12 protein-coding genes are annotated in these 16,567 nt (G+C 65.7%); 6 read left to right on the top strand and 6 right to left on the bottom strand.

Annotated features, from left to right (window positions below; genetic code table 11):
- Nucleotides 1–110: 110 nt before the first annotated feature.
- On the top strand, nt 111–557 hold the full coding sequence (locus VGN66_RS11400; protein WP_327518935.1) for a DUF4126 family protein: 447 nt from the start codon (nt 111–113) through the stop codon (nt 555–557).
- A gap of 55 nt (nt 558–612) precedes the next feature.
- On the opposite strand, the gene VGN66_RS11395 is transcribed toward VGN66_RS11400, so the two are convergent.
- Nucleotides 613–3,006: a TonB-dependent receptor gene (locus VGN66_RS11395; protein WP_327518934.1), complete on the bottom strand. Its 2,394-nt coding sequence runs from the start codon at nt 3,004–3,006 to the stop codon at nt 613–615.
- 152 nt (nt 3,007–3,158) lie between these two features.
- Nucleotides 3,159–3,686 (bottom strand): DOMON-like domain-containing protein, encoded by a 528-nt coding sequence (locus VGN66_RS11390; RefSeq protein WP_327518933.1) that lies wholly within the window; start codon nt 3,684–3,686, stop codon nt 3,159–3,161.
- A gap of 32 nt (nt 3,687–3,718) precedes the next feature.
- Here VGN66_RS11390 and tyrS point away from each other — a divergent pair, with 32 nt between their 5' ends.
- The 3 genes from tyrS to VGN66_RS11375 all read left to right on the top strand — a co-directional run bounded on the left by tyrS (nt 3,719) and on the right by VGN66_RS11375 (nt 6,166).
- Complete coding sequence (gene tyrS, locus VGN66_RS11385) at nt 3,719–4,945, top strand: tyrosine--tRNA ligase (RefSeq protein ID WP_327518932.1); 1,227 nt, start codon at nt 3,719–3,721, stop codon at nt 4,943–4,945.
- Between the two features lie 101 nt (nt 4,946–5,046).
- Nucleotides 5,047–5,385 (top strand): PilZ domain-containing protein, encoded by a 339-nt coding sequence (locus tag VGN66_RS11380; protein WP_327518931.1) that lies wholly within the window; start codon nt 5,047–5,049, stop codon nt 5,383–5,385.
- Between the two features lie 412 nt (nt 5,386–5,797).
- Complete coding sequence (locus VGN66_RS11375; protein WP_327518930.1) at nt 5,798–6,166, top strand: hypothetical protein; 369 nt, start codon at nt 5,798–5,800, stop codon at nt 6,164–6,166.
- Nucleotides 6,167–6,228: 62 nt separating this feature from the next.
- On the opposite strand, the gene recG is transcribed toward VGN66_RS11375, so the two are convergent.
- The gene (recG, locus tag VGN66_RS11370) at nt 6,229–8,286 is read right to left on the bottom strand and encodes an ATP-dependent DNA helicase RecG (RefSeq protein ID WP_327518929.1); all 2,058 of its coding nucleotides are present in this window, start codon (nt 8,284–8,286) and stop codon (nt 6,229–6,231) included.
- A 169-nt stretch (nt 8,287–8,455) separates the two neighbouring features.
- On the opposite strand from recG, the gene VGN66_RS11365 reads away from it, so the two are divergent.
- Together VGN66_RS11365 and mfd are read left to right on the top strand one after the other, a co-directional pair.
- Nucleotides 8,456–8,722, top strand: a complete 267-nt coding sequence (locus tag VGN66_RS11365; protein ID WP_327518928.1) for a succinate dehydrogenase assembly factor 2 — start codon at nt 8,456–8,458, stop codon at nt 8,720–8,722.
- A 128-nt stretch (nt 8,723–8,850) separates the two neighbouring features.
- Complete coding sequence (mfd, locus tag VGN66_RS11360) at nt 8,851–12,324, top strand: transcription-repair coupling factor (RefSeq protein WP_327518927.1); 3,474 nt, start codon at nt 8,851–8,853, stop codon at nt 12,322–12,324.
- Between the two features lie 21 nt (nt 12,325–12,345).
- On the opposite strand, the gene VGN66_RS11355 is transcribed toward mfd, so the two are convergent.
- The 3 genes from VGN66_RS11355 to VGN66_RS11345 all read right to left on the bottom strand — a co-directional run bounded on the left by VGN66_RS11355 (nt 12,346) and on the right by VGN66_RS11345 (nt 16,390).
- On the bottom strand, nt 12,346–12,756 hold the full coding sequence (locus VGN66_RS11355) for a hypothetical protein (RefSeq protein ID WP_327518926.1): 411 nt from the start codon (nt 12,754–12,756) through the stop codon (nt 12,346–12,348).
- Entirely contained in the window at nt 12,737–13,975 is a 1,239-nt protein-coding gene (locus VGN66_RS11350; RefSeq protein WP_327518925.1) for a DNA/RNA non-specific endonuclease, read from the bottom strand. Before VGN66_RS11350 ends, VGN66_RS11355 begins: the two co-directional genes overlap by 20 nt.
- 267 nt (nt 13,976–14,242) lie before the next feature.
- Nucleotides 14,243–16,390 (bottom strand): hypothetical protein, encoded by a 2,148-nt coding sequence (locus VGN66_RS11345; RefSeq protein WP_327518924.1) that lies wholly within the window; start codon nt 16,388–16,390, stop codon nt 14,243–14,245.
- Nucleotides 16,391–16,567: the final 177 nt, after the last annotated feature.

Here is a 16,567-nt window from a genome sequence, read left to right as displayed (position 1 = left end):
GCACTTCAGGTGCCGGGGTTCGCCGTGCAACGCAATCGGCTTTGTCGTCGCCGCGCCGGACCCAAGCGGCGGTCTGGCCGTTGAGCGAGTAAATCACGAGGAATTACACGATGCTTCGATCGATCCTGCTTGGCCTCGCCGCCGGCTCCCGCGCCATGACCCCGCTCGCCGCGGTCGCCAACGCTGCCCGCACCGGCACGCTACCCCGGGATAGCGCCGCCCCCGACCTGCTCGCGCATCCACTGGTCTCGGCCGGGACCACCGCGCTGGCCGTCTATGAACTGATCGGCGACAAGCAGCACAGCGCACCGGACCGCATCATCACGCCCGCCGTCGTGATCCGCACGCTCAACGCCGCCTTTGCCGGGGCGATGGTCGCGCCGCGCCGGCATCGCTGGGCGGGAGCCGCGGCAGCGGGCGCGACGGCGGCGGTCGCATCCTATATCAGCTGGCGGATTCGGATGAAGTCGATGGAGCGGAACAGCCAGGAAGCGACCGGTTTTATCGAGGACGCGCTGGTCGTCCCCGCCGCGATCGCGGCGGCCACCGCGCGCTAACGGAAAGAGGCGGCCCGGTTCCCCGTGCCGCCCCCATTCCTTCAGTCTCGGATGATCAGAACGACGCCGCCACCTGCACATACCAGCTGCGCGGGCGGGCGAAGATGCGCTCGGCATAGCCCAGTGTCGCCAGCGACGCGTTGCCCTGGATCAGATACAGTTCGTCGAACAGATTATTGACGCCGCCGCTGACCTCGATCCCGTTGCCGAGCTTGAGAGTCAGCGACGCGTTGCCGACGAAATAGCCATTCTCCTCGATCAGCGGGATGCTGCCGGTGATGAACGTGATCTTGGACTGGTAGCTGCCGTCAAAGCGCGGCGTCAGCTTCATGTCGCCGCCCAGCGGGATCGCATAGCTGATCCCGAAATTGGCCTGCACGTCGGGGGTAAAGGGCAGATCGTCGTTCGGCGTCACCGTCGCGGTCGCGCCGGGCACCGGGGTGATGCTCTTGATCTGGTCATCGAGCAGGCTGATGCCGGCGTCGAAGATCAGGCCCCATGGCGTGCGCAGGTTTGCCTCGGCCTCCAGCCCGCGAATGCGCGCCTCACCCGCGTTGAACAGCAGCGGCACGACGCCCTGGCGGAAGATCAGCTGAATGTCCTGATACTCGGCCTGGAACGCGGCAAGGTTCAGGCGCAGCCGCCCGATATTGGTCTTGGCGCCAATCTCGTAGCTGGTGACGCTTTCCTCCGCGAACGGCACCGGCAAATTGCCGGTCGGCGCCGCGTTGTAGCGGGTGTTGTAGCCGCCCGACTTGAAGCTCTTGGCATAGGACGCATAGGTGCTGATCGCGTCGTTCCAGCGATACTGGATGCTCGCCGAACCGGTCAGCGCCGAGAAATCCTGCTGGAACGGGCGGTTGAAGATGAACAGCGGCCCGCCCTGCGATGTTGCCAGCGTCGGCAGCGGGCTGGGATCGGGCAGGGTCGCGGGGAACAGGTTCAGCACGGTCCCGCGATAATTTTTGCGGTCGCTGGTATAGCGCAGGCCGCCGCTGATCTCGAGCGCGTCGGTGATGTTCCAGGCCAGCTCGCCGAACACCGCGACCGAATCGGTCTTGAGCCGCGAGATCTGAAGGTCGCGCGACCCCGGCCCGCCTGCCAGCAGCGATCCGATCACCGGCGGCGAGGGCGGGAAGGCGAGCGGCACCGTCGCGCGCTCGTCGGTGACTTCGTTGAAATAATAGCCGCCGATGATCGCATTGACCGATCCGAAGTCGAGCTGAAGCTGAACCTCCTGGCTGAACTGCGCCGATTGCGCGGCGACATCGGTGGTGATCAGCAGCAGCGGCGTGTTGTCGCCATCGCGGATGCCGCGCGACTCGGTCTCGCGATACGCGGTGATCAGCTTGACCGACGCGACATCGGTCAGCCGGATGTTGGCGGTCGCGGCGAGGCCCCACACTTCCGAATTGCTCTCAACCGGCGCGGTGCCGCCATTCACATACGGCCCGCGATTCTGCAGGTCGTTGGCGCAGCGGATATCGTTGACCATCGGCACGTTGGGCGCACCAAAACGCGGGTCACCCGGCACCAGCGGCGCGAACGGGATCGTCGCGCCGGGGCAGCCTGCTGCCACGCTGGCGATCGCCGCGACCGGTGCCTGTTCGTTGATCCCGGCAAAGGTGAACGGCGCGCCATTCTCATCCTGCTTGCTGTAATCGGCGCGCAGGAACAGGTCGAAGTCGCTCGACGGCTCCCACAGCAACGACGCGGCGAGCGAGAAGCGGTTCTCGTTACCCAGGTCGAGGCCATCGACCGCACGGATCACATAGCCGTCACGCTTGCGGAATCCGCCCGAGACGCGCGCCGCCGCAGTCGTGCCCAGCGGCACGTTGACGACGCCAAAGCCCTCGATCAGGTTCTCGCTACCACCACGCACCCGCGCCCGGCCGCTGAATTCGCCCAGCTTGGGCTGCTGCGTGCGCACCAGAATCGCGCCGCCGATCGTGTTGCGACCGAACAACGTCCCCTGCGGCCCGCGCAGCACTTCAACCCCCGCGATATCGCCGAAATCGATCGCGCCACCCACGGCGCGGCCCAGATAGACTTCGTCGAGATAGACGCCGACGCCCGGATCGACCGCCGCGGTCGGATCGACCTGACCGACGCCGCGGATGAACACGACCGACGACGCGCTGTTGCCCGACAGCTGGCCGGCCGGCTTGAACTGCAGGCTCGGCGTGATCCGCTCAAGGTCCTGCGTCTGGGTGATCTGCCGTTCCTGCAGCGTCTCTGCGCTGAACGCGGAGATGGCGACCGGCGTATCCTGAAGGCTTTCCTCACGGCGCCGCGCGGTAACGAGGATCTCGCCCTCCGCCGCCGGAGTCGCCTCCTCCGCACTCTCCTGCGCCAGTGCCGGCGCGGCTGCGGTAAAGCTCAAAAAAGCCGCAATCGCGGCGATGCTGGATGCTGCACGCCCCTGCGCGCGCGAAGTCCCTCGGCCCATGTTCACACTCCCCTGTCACCCGCGATTCTTGGCGATCGGCGGTGCGATATTACTCACATCCGGAATTGTTCTTGTCAATAACAGTTATGCGGTGAAACTATTCGTGCGGCGCACAGATGGTTTGCAATTGCAACGATCTGTGGTCGTGGCGATTACGGTGCGGCGGGAAGCTCCAGCACGAACCCGTCCGGATGGTGAAAGTCCGGCTTCTCCCCTGGATGCGCCAGCGCCCAATAGGATTTGGTGCCGTCGGTTTCTTCGATCACGGCGGTGAGGTTGACCCACAATCTTCCCGGCGGGATCGCGGTAAGATCGATACCGACCGCGAGAGTTTCCGCCCAGCTAGCGACGCTAATCTCCGGTTCGAGCATGTCCTTTTGGCGCATCCCTGCGCGATATGCGTCGAAACTATAGGCCGCCCATTGCCGGGAAGACGTGAGGTTCACCTCGTCATACGCCGTGCCGTCGCCGTCCCGGATGAATGCCTCAAAGCAGGTTGCCTGCCATAGGCCATCGGCACGCGCCGGTTCGCCCCACTTCGGAACGCGGAGCTTCTCGATCGCTCCTGCCACAACATACCAAAGGCGCAGGCCGCCCCCGTCCAGCCGGGTGACTTCCACATCCAAAGTGATCGCGGGATGGGGCATCGCCGGGTGCGGGATCAGCCGATACTTTTGCAAAACTCGATCTCCATGCTAACCGCCCGCGCACCATGACCGAATACACCTCCGATCTGCTCCGCACCTTGTCCGACCGTGGCTACATCCACCAGGTCACCGACGCCACTGCGCTCGACGCGCTCGCGGCCAAGCAGATCGTGCCCGGCTATATCGGCTTTGATCCCACCGCGCCCTCGCTGCATGTCGGCAGCCTCGTTCAGATCATGCTGCTGCGCCGGATGCAGCAGAGCGGGCACAAGCCGATCGTGCTGATGGGCGGCGGCACCGGCAAGATCGGCGACCCCAGCTTCAAGGACGAAGCGCGCAAGCTGATGACGGACGAGGTCATCGCGGCCAACGTCGCGTCGATCAAGACGGTGTTCGAGAAGTTCCTCACCTTCGGCGACGGCCCGACCGACGCAGTGATGGTCGACAATGCCGACTGGCTCGACAAGCTCGAATACATCCCGTTCCTGCGCGACATCGGCAAGCATTTCTCGATCAACCGGATGCTCAGCTTCGATTCGGTCAAGCTGCGCCTCGACCGCGAACAGTCGCTCAGCTTCCTCGAATTCAACTACATGATCCTCCAGGGCTATGACTTCCTGGAGCTGTCGCGCCGTGCCGGCTGCCGCTTGCAGATGGGCGGGTCGGACCAGTGGGGCAACATCGTCAACGGCATCGAATTGTCGCGCCGCGTCGACGGGACCGAGGTCTATGGCGTCACCACCCCGCTGATCACCACGGCGGACGGCGGGAAGATGGGCAAGACCATGTCGGGCGCGGTGTGGCTCAACGAAGACGCGCTCCCCGCCTTCGATTACTGGCAATTCTGGCGCAACACCGACGACCGCGATGTCGGCCGCTTCCTGCGCCTGTTCACCGACCTGCCCCTGGACGAAATCGCTCGCCTCGAAGCGCTGCAGGGCGCCGCGATCAACGAGGCGAAGAAGATCCTCGCCACCGAAGCCACCGCCATGTGCCGCGGTCGCGACGCCGCGCTCGCCGCCGAGGAAACGGCGCGCAAGACGTTCGAGGAAGGCACCTCGGGCGACGCGCTCCCGACCCTGTCGGTCAGCGGCGAAATTAGCGTCGTCGACGCGCTCGTCGGCCTCGGATTTGCCGCGTCCAAGGGCGAGGCCCGCCGCCTGATCAAGGGCGGCGGCGCGCGCATCGACGGCGAAAAGGTCAGCGACGAAGCCGCGACCGTCACCGTCAGCGGCGCTGACGTGCGCGTCTCGGCGGGCAAGAAGCACCACGGCCTGCTTCAGCACCCGTAAGAATACCTAAGTAACGACTGGTAACCATCCCGGTTGCCGGGCTGTTTACGCCATTGCGGTTACCCATATCGACATCGAGCCACGAGTCGGTGGGGGCCAGTATGAGTTTTCAATTCTCGTCCATCGTCCGGGACACCGCGGCCGACACCGATCGCCGGACGATGGCGCGCGACGAAGTCCACTACCGCGCCCGCGCCTTCGGCCCCGACGCCCAGCCGCGCACCTTGCTGATCGTCAACATCTCCCCCCACGGCCTGATGGCGCGGTGCGAACATGAATTTGCCGAGGGCGACCGCCTGCGCGTCATGCTCCCGGTGGTCGGCGTCGCCCCCGCCGAAATCCGCTGGGCGCTCGGCGGCCGGATCGGCGTGAGCTTCGACAGCGCGGTCGATCTGGCAAGCTATTACGAACTCCTCGCGCAGATGCTGAAGGCGGGCTGATTTTTCTTAAGCCCCTCCCCTTCAGGGGAGGGTTGGGGTGGGGCAGTAAAGTCTCACCGAGACCGCCAGCCTTCCCAATCCTCCCCCGCCAGGGGGAGGTGGCACGCGCATGCGTGACGGAGGGGGAGGAAGGGTATCGGCCTAAGGGGTGAGGCCGCAGCCGTCCTCCCCCTCCGTCGTCCCGGAACAAGTCCGGGACGCCACCTCCCCCTGGCGGGGGAGGATAGCTGACACCACCCGCCACACCCCCATCGTCACCCCGCCCCCCCGTGCCGGGGTCCACCCCTCCCCAAGCGCAGCGCTCCAACCTCAAGCCCCGCGCCCGCCTCCCGGTGGACCCCGGCACAAGGCCGGGGTGACGACTGACGGAAATGGGTAGAAAGCGCGCGTTCGGCCAGCTATCCGATGAACCATGGAGTTGCATCCCGCAGCCTTTGCTGAACGCTCCCGCTATCGAGCTGCGTCGATTGGGCTCATGCTTGCATCTTGGCTCGCAATTGCGGGAGTATTCATCGGCGTTCCCGATGTCCTTTGCTTCCTTGTTGCTTTGGTGCCGTCGATCATTCTGACTATCATCACCTATCATCGCCTGCGCGACGCCGCTCTTTCAGGCGCGTGGATCCTGTTGATGATCGTTCAAATCGGCATAGGCCCGACATGGCATCTGTCGGACTCGCTGACAGTCAATTTCGGTGGGTATCTTGTGGGCTGTGTGCCGATAATTCTAGGCTGGCTGGTCGCTGCTAATTCCGGAGCAAACCCAAAATCCAAGTCGATCTAGGGCAAAGCTCGTTTCGAGGTCCTTAGCCCCCGGTCAGCAGCTTTCGCTGCCAGCCAACGCCCCTACCCCGCCCGCAACAACCCCACAGCCGCATCCCGCTCAAACAAATACAACGCCACCCGCGCCGCCTGCCCCCGCGCGCCGTCCAGCCCACCGTCGCGATCGACCAGCAGCCGCGCATCGGCGGTCGCCGCCGCGATCAGCTCGGCGAACTTCTCGGGCGGGGCCAGCCGGAAGGTCTGTTCCCCCGATTGCCGCGTCCCCAGCATCTCGCCAGCACCACGCAGCCGCAGATCTTCCTCGGCAATCCGAAACCCGTCATTGGTCTCACGCATCAGCGCCAGCCGCGCGCGCGATGTTTCGCTCAAGCTGCCCCCGCGCAGCAGCACGCACACCGACCGCCCCCCGCCGCGCCCCACGCGACCGCGCAGCTGGTGAAGCTGGGCGAGGCCAAACCGGTCCGCCGCCTCGATCACGATCAGCGTCGCGTTGGGCACATCGACCCCCACCTCGATCACCGTCGTCGCGACCAGCACGCCCAGCTCGCCAGCGGAAAAGCGCGCCATCACCGCGTCCTTTTCCGGCCCCTTCATCCGACCATGGACGAGGCCCACCCGCTCCCCGAACCGCGCGCGCAGCGCCTCGGCCCGGGCCTCGGCCGCGGCCAGGTCGGTCTTCTCGCTCTCCTCGACCAGCGGGCACACCCAATAGGCCTGCCCCCCGCCCGACAGATGCCGGGCGAGGCCGTTGACGATCTCCTCCAGCCGCTCCTCGCTGATCACGCTCGTCTCGATCGGCATCCGCCCCGGCGGCATCTCGTCGAGCTTGCTGACATCCATCTCGCCATGCGTCGCGAGCTGCAGCGTGCGCGGGATCGGCGTCGCGGTCATCACCAGCAGATGCGGCGCGGTCTTCGCCTTGGCTTGCAGCATCATCCGCTCGGCCACGCCAAAGCGATGCTGCTCATCGACCACGACGAGGCCGAGATCGCGGTACTCGACCCCCTGCTGAAAGATCGCATGCGTGCCGATCAAAATGTCGATCGACCCGTCCGCGACCCCCATCAGCGTCGCCTCACGCACCCGCCCCTTGTCGCGCCCGGTGAGGATGGCGATCTCGACGCCCAATCCGGCGAACAGCTTGCGCAACGTCTCATAATGTTGCCGCGCCAGGATCTCGGTCGGCGCCAGCATCGCCCCCTGCGCGCCCGCCTCCACCGCGATCAGCAGCGCCATCGCCGCCACCAACGTCTTGCCCGCACCGACATCGCCCTGCAGCAGCCGCAGCATCGGGCGTGGCTGCGCCATATCGCCCTCGATCTCCCGGATCGTCCGCGCCTGCGCGCCCGTCGGCGTGTAGGGCAGGTGCAGCACATCGCGCAGCCGCCCGTCGCCGGCCAGCGCCCGCCCCTTCTTCGCCCGCGCCGCGCCGCGCACCAGCATCAGCGCCAGCTGATTGGCGAACACCTCGTCATAGGCCAGCCGATCGCGCGCCTTGGCATCCGCCGGATCGGCATGGATCCGCGCCAGCGCCTCGCGCCACTCGGGCCAGCCATGCCTTTCCTTCAAACTCGGCTCGATCCATTCGGGCAGCTCCGGCGCGCGCGCCACCGCCTGCGCCGCAAAATCGGCCAGCCGCTTCGACGTCATCCCCTCCGACAGCGGATAGATCGCCTCGCGCCCGCCCGGCCGCGGCTCGCTCAGCGCGACGATCTCGGGATGCACGATCTGCAGTTCCTGCCCGTACTGGTCGAGCCGCCCCGACACCCATTTGGCCTCATTCAGCGGCAGCTGCTTCTTCGCCCAGCCGCTATTCCCGCCAAAGAACACCAACGTCACATAATTGCCGCGCGCATCAGTCGCCTCGACCCGCGCCGGCGCCCGCGCGCTTCCGCTCATGCGATAATTCACCGGGGTAAGCTGGATCGCGATCGTCCGCCCAACATCGGCCTGATCCAGTTCCTCGCGCGGCAGCCGGTCGATCCACCCGCTCGGCAGATGAAAGGCGACATCCACCACCCGCGCCAGCCCCAGCCGCTCCAGCGGCTTGGCCAGTTGCGGTCCCACGCCCTTGAGGACGGTGACTTCGGCAAAGAGGGGATTGAGCACTTCGGGACGCATCGCGGCCTGACTATCATCCTCCCCCGCGTCGCGCCATGCGCCGCGACGCCCTGTCCGAAGGGGAAGATGCGGCCCGCTGGCAATTCGCCCGCCCCGGGCCTAAATGGGTTTAAACCCACCCCAGCCGACAGCGCAATTTCGCGCCGTCGGCTAATCTGTGTTGGAACCCATGGACCGCGAAACCCGCATCAAACGCCTCCGCTTCCGCGCCTGGCACCGTGGCGTGAAGGAAGCCGACCTGATGATCGGCGGCTTCTTCGACGCGCATCACGCCGGCTGGACCGATGCCGAAATCGAACTGTTCGAAGCGCTTCTCGAGGAACAGGATGTCGACATCATGGCCTGGGCGATGGGGATGCAGCCGGTCCCGGCCGAATATCAGGGCACGATCATGGCCGCGCTCAAGACGCTGAACTACGTGCCGATCGCCCGATAACTAAAGCCCCTCCCCTTCAGGGGAGGGGTTGGGGGTGGGGCAGTGCATGTCTCACCGAGACCGGGGTCTATGCCGATAGGCCCCACCCCAACCCCTCCCCTGAAGGAGAGGGGCTAAAGAAGAACCCAATGCCCGACCTCAACCGCATCCTCACTGCCAAGACCCCGCTGACCCTGTCCGGCGTCCCCACGGGCTTCCTCCCCTGGCTGCTCGTCGATCTCGCGCGCGCCTCGACCAGCGGCGCGGTGTACATCGCCCCCGACGAATCCGCGATGCGCGCGGTCGCCTCCACCGCGACCTTCTTCGCGCCGGAGCTTGAGGTCGTCCAGTTCCCCGCCTGGGACTGCCTCCCCTATGACCGCGCCAGCCCGACATTGCGCGTCATGGCCGAGCGCATGGCCGCGCTGTCCGCGCTCCAGACGACCACCACCAAACCGCGCCTGATCCTCACCACCGTCAACGCCGCCAGCCAGCGCACCCTCACCCCCTTCCGCATCCGCCAGATGACCGCGCGCCTCGCGCCCGGCGAGCGCATCTCGCTCGACAAGCTGGCGACCCTGCTGTCGTCCAACGGCTATGTCCGCACCGACACCGTCCATGACAGCGGCGAGTTCGCGGTGCGCGGCGGGCTGGTCGACCTCTACCCCTCGGGCGCGCCCCAGGCGCTGCGGCTCGATTTCTTCGGCGACGAGATCGAAAGCGTCCGCACCTTCGACCCCGCCGACCAGCGCACCACCGGCCGCGTCGACGGCTTCACCCTCCTCCCCGCCTCCGAGGCCCTGCTCGACGAAGACACGATCAAGCGCTTCCGCACCCGTTACCGCGAGAAGTTCGGCGCCACCGCCACCGGCGACCCGCTGTACCAAGCGATCAGCGACGGCCGCCGCCTCGCCGGCATGGAACATTGGCTCCCGCTGTTCGAAGAGCGGATGGAAACCCTGTTCGACCACCTCCCCGCCGGCGCGGTCGTCGTCCGCGACGCGGGTGACGCCGGCGCCGCCGAAGCCCGCTTCGAAGCCATCGCCGACTATCAGGCCAACCGCGTCCGCGCCCAGTCGACCGATGCCGGCAGCTACCGCCCGCTCGGCACCGACCAGCTCTACCTGCTCCCCGCCGAGTGGGAGACGCGCCTCAAATCCGCCCGCGCGCATCTCGCCACCCCGTTCCACGAGCCGGAATCAGCCACCGTCCTCGACTTCAACGTCGACGGCCCCCGCGACTTCGCCCCCGAACGCGCGGCACAGAGCAACATCTACGAAGCCGTCACCGACCACCTCGCCAGGCTGCGCAAGACGGGCAAGAAGCCGATCCTCGCCAGCTACTCCACCGGCTCGCGCGAGCGCCTCAAGGGCCTGCTCGCCGACCACGGCCTGACCAGCACCGTGCTGGCCGACGGCTGGCAGGAGGCGCTGGGCGCGGCAGCGGGCGGCCGCGATTCCGCCAATGTCGCGCTCATCGTCCTGCCCCTCGACCACGGCTTCACCGCGCCCGACATCGCGCTGCTGACCGAGCAGGACATGCTCGGCGACCGGCTGATCCGTCGCAACAAGCGCAAGAAATCGACCGACGCCTTCCTCGCCGAACTCGCCACCCTCTCCCCAGGCGACCTCGTCGTGCACGCCGAACACGGCATCGGCCGCTACGAAGGGCTCACGCAAATCCCGGTGCAAAAGGCACCGCACGATTGCGTCGCGCTCTCCTATGCCGGCGGCGACAAGCTCTACGTTCCGGTCGAAAACCTCGAAGTCCTCACCCGCTACGGCTCCTCCGAAGAAGCCGCGACCCTCGACCGCCTCGGCGGCGAAGCGTGGCAGCGCCGCAAGTCGAAGATGAAGGAGCGCATCCGCGAAATCGCGGGTGAACTCATCGCCACCGCCGCCGCCCGCGCCGTCCGCCCGGGCGAGGTGATCGACCCCGACCCCGGCGCCTATCCCGCCTTTGTCGACCGCTTCCCGTTCAGCGAGACCGACGATCAGGAACGCGCCATCGGCGAAACCCTCGACGATCTCGCCGCCGGCCGCCCGATGGACCGGCTCGTCGTCGGCGATGTCGGCTTCGGCAAGACCGAGGTGGCCCTGCGCGCCGCCTTCGTCGCGGCGATGGCCGGCTATCAGGTCGCGATCGTCTGCCCGACCACGCTGCTCGCCCGCCAGCATTACACCAACTTCGTCGCCCGGTTTGAAGGGTTCCCGCTGCGCATCGGCCGCCTTTCCCGCCTCGTCCCCGCTGCCGAGGCCAAGGCGACCAAGGAAGCGCTCGAAAACGGCACGCTCGACGTCGTCGTCGGCACCCACGCCGTCCTCGCCAAGGGCATCGAATTCAAGCGCCTCGGCCTCGTCGTGGTGGATGAGGAACAGCGCTTCGGCGTCACCCACAAGGAACGGCTCAAGGGCCTCAAGGCCGACGTCCACGTCCTCACCCTCACCGCCACCCCCATCCCGCGCACGCTGCAAATGGCAATGTCGGGCCTGCGCGAGCTGTCGGTGATCCAGACCCCGCCGGTCGATCGCCTCGCGGTCCGCACCTATGTCATGCCGTGGGACCCCGTGGTCCTGCGCGAAGCCCTGCTGCGCGAACATTATCGCGGCGGCCAGTCCTTCTTCGTCACCCCGCGCATCGCCGACCTGCCCGATGTCGAGAAGTTCCTGCGCGAGGACGTACCCGAAATCCGCTACGTCGTCGCGCACGGCCAGATGGCGCCGACCGAGGTCGAGGAGCGCATGTCCGCCTTCTACGACAAGAAATACGAGGTGCTCGTCTCCACCTCGATCATCGAATCCGGGATCGACATCCCCAGCGCCAACACGATGATCGTCAACCGCGCCGACAAGTTCGGCCTCGCCCAGCTCTACCAGCTGCGCGGCCGCGTCGGCCGGGCCAAGACCCGCGCCTATGCCTATATGACCACCGCCCCCCAGCGGCAGATGACCGAAGCCGCCGAAAAGCGCCTCAAAGTCCTCTCCGACCTCGAAAGCCTGGGTGCAGGGTTCCAGCTCGCCAGCCACGATCTCGACATTCGCGGCGCGGGCAACCTGCTCGGCGACGAACAGTCCGGGCACATCAAGGAAGTCGGCTACGAACTCTACCAGTCGATGCTGGAAGAGGCGATCATGGACGCCAAGGCCGGCGGCATGGCCAGCGACCGCCCCCGCGACCTCTCGCCCCAGATCACCGTCGACGCCCCGATCCTCATCCCGGAAGGCTTCGTCCCCGACCTCGACCTGCGCATGGGCCTCTACCGCCGCCTCAACGATGTCGAGGACCGCGCCGGCATCGAGGAATTCGCCGCCGAAATGATCGACCGCTTCGGCAAGCTGCCCGAGGAGACCGAAAACCTCCTGCTGCTGATCGAGGCCAAGCTGAACGCCAAAAAGGCCTGCATCGCCAAGATCGACGTCGGCCCAAAGGGCGCGCTCGTCACCTTCCACGAAGACAAATTCCCCAGCGTCGACGGGCTGCTCGCCTATGTCGAACGGCTGGACGGCACCGCCAAGCTGCGCCCGGACATGAAGCTGGTGGTGGCGCGGGCGTTCGCGACGCCACGGGCACGGCTGAACGCGGCGGTGCAGATTTCGCGGGGGTTGGCTAAGGCGGCGGGGTGAGGGGGGCGCGTTCACACCAACTCAATAAACGAAACTATCCTCATCGTCCCAGTCCGGGTAAACGACTGGCTTGTCACCGAAATATTGCTTTAATACCTTGTCACGCCGATCAAGCGACATTTCGTCCGGATCGAGGTCTTCCGGGTAGACGAAGGTGACCTCAAAGCGGCCATCCTTCACGAGGTACTGGAGTTCTTCCCAGCGATCCTCGCCTTCCTGCGCTTCCCACAGGTCGAGCAGCGCATCGCCGAGCCGGTTCAGGTCGGGACTCCGATAAACAATCTGATTTCCGCGATCCTTGAAGATTGAGGGGCTCACTGAATTACGCCGTACTTCGGCATGGAGCAGCGTGCCTTCAAGCGGATACTCTTTATCCTCTGCCAGTAGCTGCGAAACTCGATTGAGCAGCCTTTCAGTCTCGGTGTTTGACATCTCGCCTTCCTTTCGGTTCATTCGGGAGCTGATGACTTCCCTCTTTCCCGTCGATATAGAACCAGACATTGAGTGCTGAAGGACGTTGCGACTTTCCCTCATATACCGGGACGATCTTCACGCGCACCTGCTTCCCTTGGCGCTTCGCTCGCTCCCACTGATTTTCCAGCTTCGCATAGTCGCGACGATTGAAGCTGGCATCCTGCGCAAAATGGTTGAAGGCTTCGGTAGGTCCATTGAAGCGCCGCGCGATGTAGTGCCCGCCATGATCGGTCTCGCGACGATCACCCCCGCCCGCTGCCCGCTGTGCAGTTGGTGAACGCCCTTGCTCCGGATTGAGCGTGATCTCGCCTGAAACCCGGCGAGTCCGGTTCTGCTCATCGATCTCATAGCGATACCCGTTACGATCGACCTTTCTCCAGCGCTCTGAGCCGACCGGTTGACGGCCTCGCGCCTCCGATTGGCGTGCGTTAGCTGTTGGTGTCGCCTGGCCGACCGGATCGGCGACTGCATCGGGTACCGATTGCTGCGGCGACAGCGTACCCGGCTCATCCCAACTGCCGGTCGCTCCGCCCCCAGCGAAACGCCCGCTCCGGCCTGGGGTAAATGCGCCTTGCTCTGATCGACCAAAGCTACGCGGTCTCGGCGGGACCGGCGTATCACCGTTCCCGCCCACCGGACGACTGGGAGAGCTTGGAGGACCCGGTGGACTGGGTGGGTTTGGTACGCTTTGAGCGATCGTCGCCTTTTCTGCGGCGGCGGGATTCGGCGTCGGTGCCACCTCAGTGTCCCGGGCAAACGCCTTTTTGTAGAGAAGATATCGCGCCTCTATTGCTTCACGATACCCCGGCTTGTGGCCATGTTTGGCCAGTTCCGCGGCTCTCCAGGCGTCGGCCTCTTCCATGTTCCTGATCGGCGGTTTGGACGGATCATCTACATATTCGACCTTCCCGCGACCCCGGCCGACTTGGTCCTTCGCCCTGTCGCCGCCACGTCCGTAATAGCGCCCGGTCCCGGCGAAGGTGAAACGCCCGTTTTCCGGATCGTGCCACGGATTGAATTTGAACTCGATCCCGCTCGCACTGCGTGCCGGCGGAAGGCGCCCGGTTCGCACCCATATCGAAAAAGCGCGCCGCCGCGCGTCATCCTGTTCCCGAATCATGTTGCCCCGCTTGAAAATGCGGTGAGAACATTTCAAGAACATTTTCCAACGGGTCAAGCCCGTGATGATGACTTTGGGCTTGGGGGCTATTCAAAAGAAGCGCTGGTCACCTTCCACCAAGACAAATCCCCAGCGTCGACGGGCTGCTCGCCTATGTCGAGCGGCTGGACGGCACCGCCAAGCTGCGCCCGGACATGAAGCTGGTAGTCTCCCGCGCGTTCGCGACGCCACGGGCGCGGCTGAACGCGGCGGTGCAGATTTCGCGGGAGTTGGCTAAGGCTGCGGGGTGAGGGGGCGGGGCCGCGCAAGACCGTGTGGAGCAATTCAGGCAGGCGAGCCACAACGCTCGGCAATCGCGGCGCGGACGCGCGCCAGCCCCGCAATGGCCTTGTCGTGATAGAAGGGCATATCGTCAGAGGTGTAGACGGTCAGCGCATCAAGAAAGGCTGCTTCGGCCAGACGCAGGTCTCCGCAAGCGTCGCTGACACCAGGCATTTCGGAACGCCTTTTGAACAACAGCGCCATGTTTTCGCGCGTCATCGCCCAGTCAGCGGGCATTTCCGCCTCGGCATAGACCCGCAGCGCAGCGCGATACGCCTCCTCCGCTTGGGCCAGCAACTCTAGTCCTGCCGCGCCACCCGTCCGCTGGCCCTGCACTTGCAGCACACTGCCGAGATTGTTCTGCGTCATCGCCCATCGGACGGGCATGTCCGGCTCAGGACAAACCCGCAGAGCCGCACGATACGCCTCCACCGCTTGCGCCAGCAGCTCAAGTTCTGCCGGGCCGCCCGTCTGCCGGCCCTGCAAGTTGAGCACATTGCCGAGATTGTTCTGCGTCATCGCCCAGTCAGTGGGCACGTCCGCCTCGGTATAGACCCGCAGCGCCGCGCGATACGCCTCCACGGCTTGCGCCAGCGGCTCCACTCCTGCCGCCCCGCCCATCCGCTCACCCTGTAGCCCCAGCACATTGCCGAGATTGCCCTGCGTCATTGCCCATTGGGCAGGCATATCCACCTCGGTAAAGACCCGCAGCGCCGCGCGATACGCCTCCATCGCTTGTGCCAGCAACTCCAGTCCTGCCAAACCACCCGTCCACTGGCCCTGCACTTTCAGCACATTGCCGAGATTGTTCTGCGTCATCGCCCATTGGACGGGCATGTCCGTCTCAGTGCGGACCCGTAACCCCGCGCTATACGCCTCCACGGCTTGCGCCAGCAACTTCAGTCCTGCCGGACCACCCGTCCGCTGGCCCTGCACTTTCAGCACAATGCCGAGATTGTTCTGCGTCATCGCCCATTGGGCGGGCATGTCCGTCTCAGTGAGGACCCGTAGCCCCGCGCGATAAGCCTCCACCGCTTGCGCCAGCAACTCCAGTCCTGCCGGGCCACCCGTCCACTGGCCCTGCACTTCCAGCACATTGCCGAGGTTGTTCTGCGTCATCGCCCAGTCAGCGGGCATGTCCTCCTCGGTATAGATCCGCATCGCCGCGCGATACGCCTTCTCCGCTTGCCCCAGCAGCTCCAGTCCTGCCGTCCCACCAGTCCGCTCGCCCTGCACTTTCAGCACAGCGCCGAGATTGTTCTGCGTCGTCGCCCAGTCAGCGGGCATGTCCGCCTCGGTATAGACCCGCAGCGCCGCGCGATACGCGTCCGCAGCGCGCTGCAGCAAGGCAGAGCCGCTGCGTCGTTCGCCTAAGGCACACAGCACTGTGCCGAGGTTTACCTGAACCATTGCGAAGGCCGTTCCCGCCACAAGGCGCGCCGCGACCGGCTCAAGCCGGCGCAGTGCGCGTTCCAGCACGGCATTCTGAACGTTGCCGTGATAGGCTGGCGCAGCCTCCACCGCGATCCGTGCTGCCAGCGCTGTGGCGAGGTCATCGCCGAACTCGGCGGGTAGCTCGAACTTGTCCTCGCTCAATGCATAGCTGCGATGCTCCCCGCTATCGTCGCGCGATATGAACGCCAGCGACAAGGCGCGGTCCGCTTTGACATAGCCATGCAGCAGCAAATCGGCGTTTCGTTGCTGCAACCATTGCTGCGCGATCCGCTGAGCGGCGACGGCTCGATCGACGTCGCGCCCATCCGGCACGGCAAGCGTGTCCGGCCAGGTAACCACCTCGACGTCCCGCCCCATCACCCGCCGGATTGCATCATCTACTTCACGGCGCTTCAGGTCGCGTGTATCACCGTCCAGCCGCGCGATCATCAGCGTGATTCGCTCGCCGCTCGCCTTACCGACCGCCGCCAGCCTGCGGCGGCGTTCATGCCACAGTCGCAGCGAATTGAACCCACCGCCCATGGCCAACGCCGCGCCGATCGCGACGACCCAGATCGGCCAGTTTTCGGTTGAACCGGCGTCTCCGCTTTTGGTCAGGCCCGCCGCGACGCAACCGGCGCCAATCAACGTTGTGCAGATTGAAGCAATAATGTTCTGCCCAATTCCGCCAACGAAACCGCCGCTGCCACGCTCCATCTTCACCCCCGCCCACGGCCCGAGCCGAAATGTAGCAGGAACCCGGCGTGAAGGTAAACGACGGGTTCATTGGCCCTGTGCCCGATCACGCACGGCCAACATCCAATCCCCTTGCAATGTTGGACCCGATATGTTCTCCTCCCCCAGTCACACCCCGACCGCTCTTTGACCCCGTCG

Source organism: Sphingomonas sp. (assembly GCF_035998645.1).
GTDB lineage: Bacteria > Pseudomonadota > Alphaproteobacteria > Sphingomonadales > Sphingomonadaceae > Sphingomonas.
The sequence above is the reverse complement of the archived record's forward strand: the minus strand, read 5'-3'. Positions and strand labels throughout refer to the sequence as shown.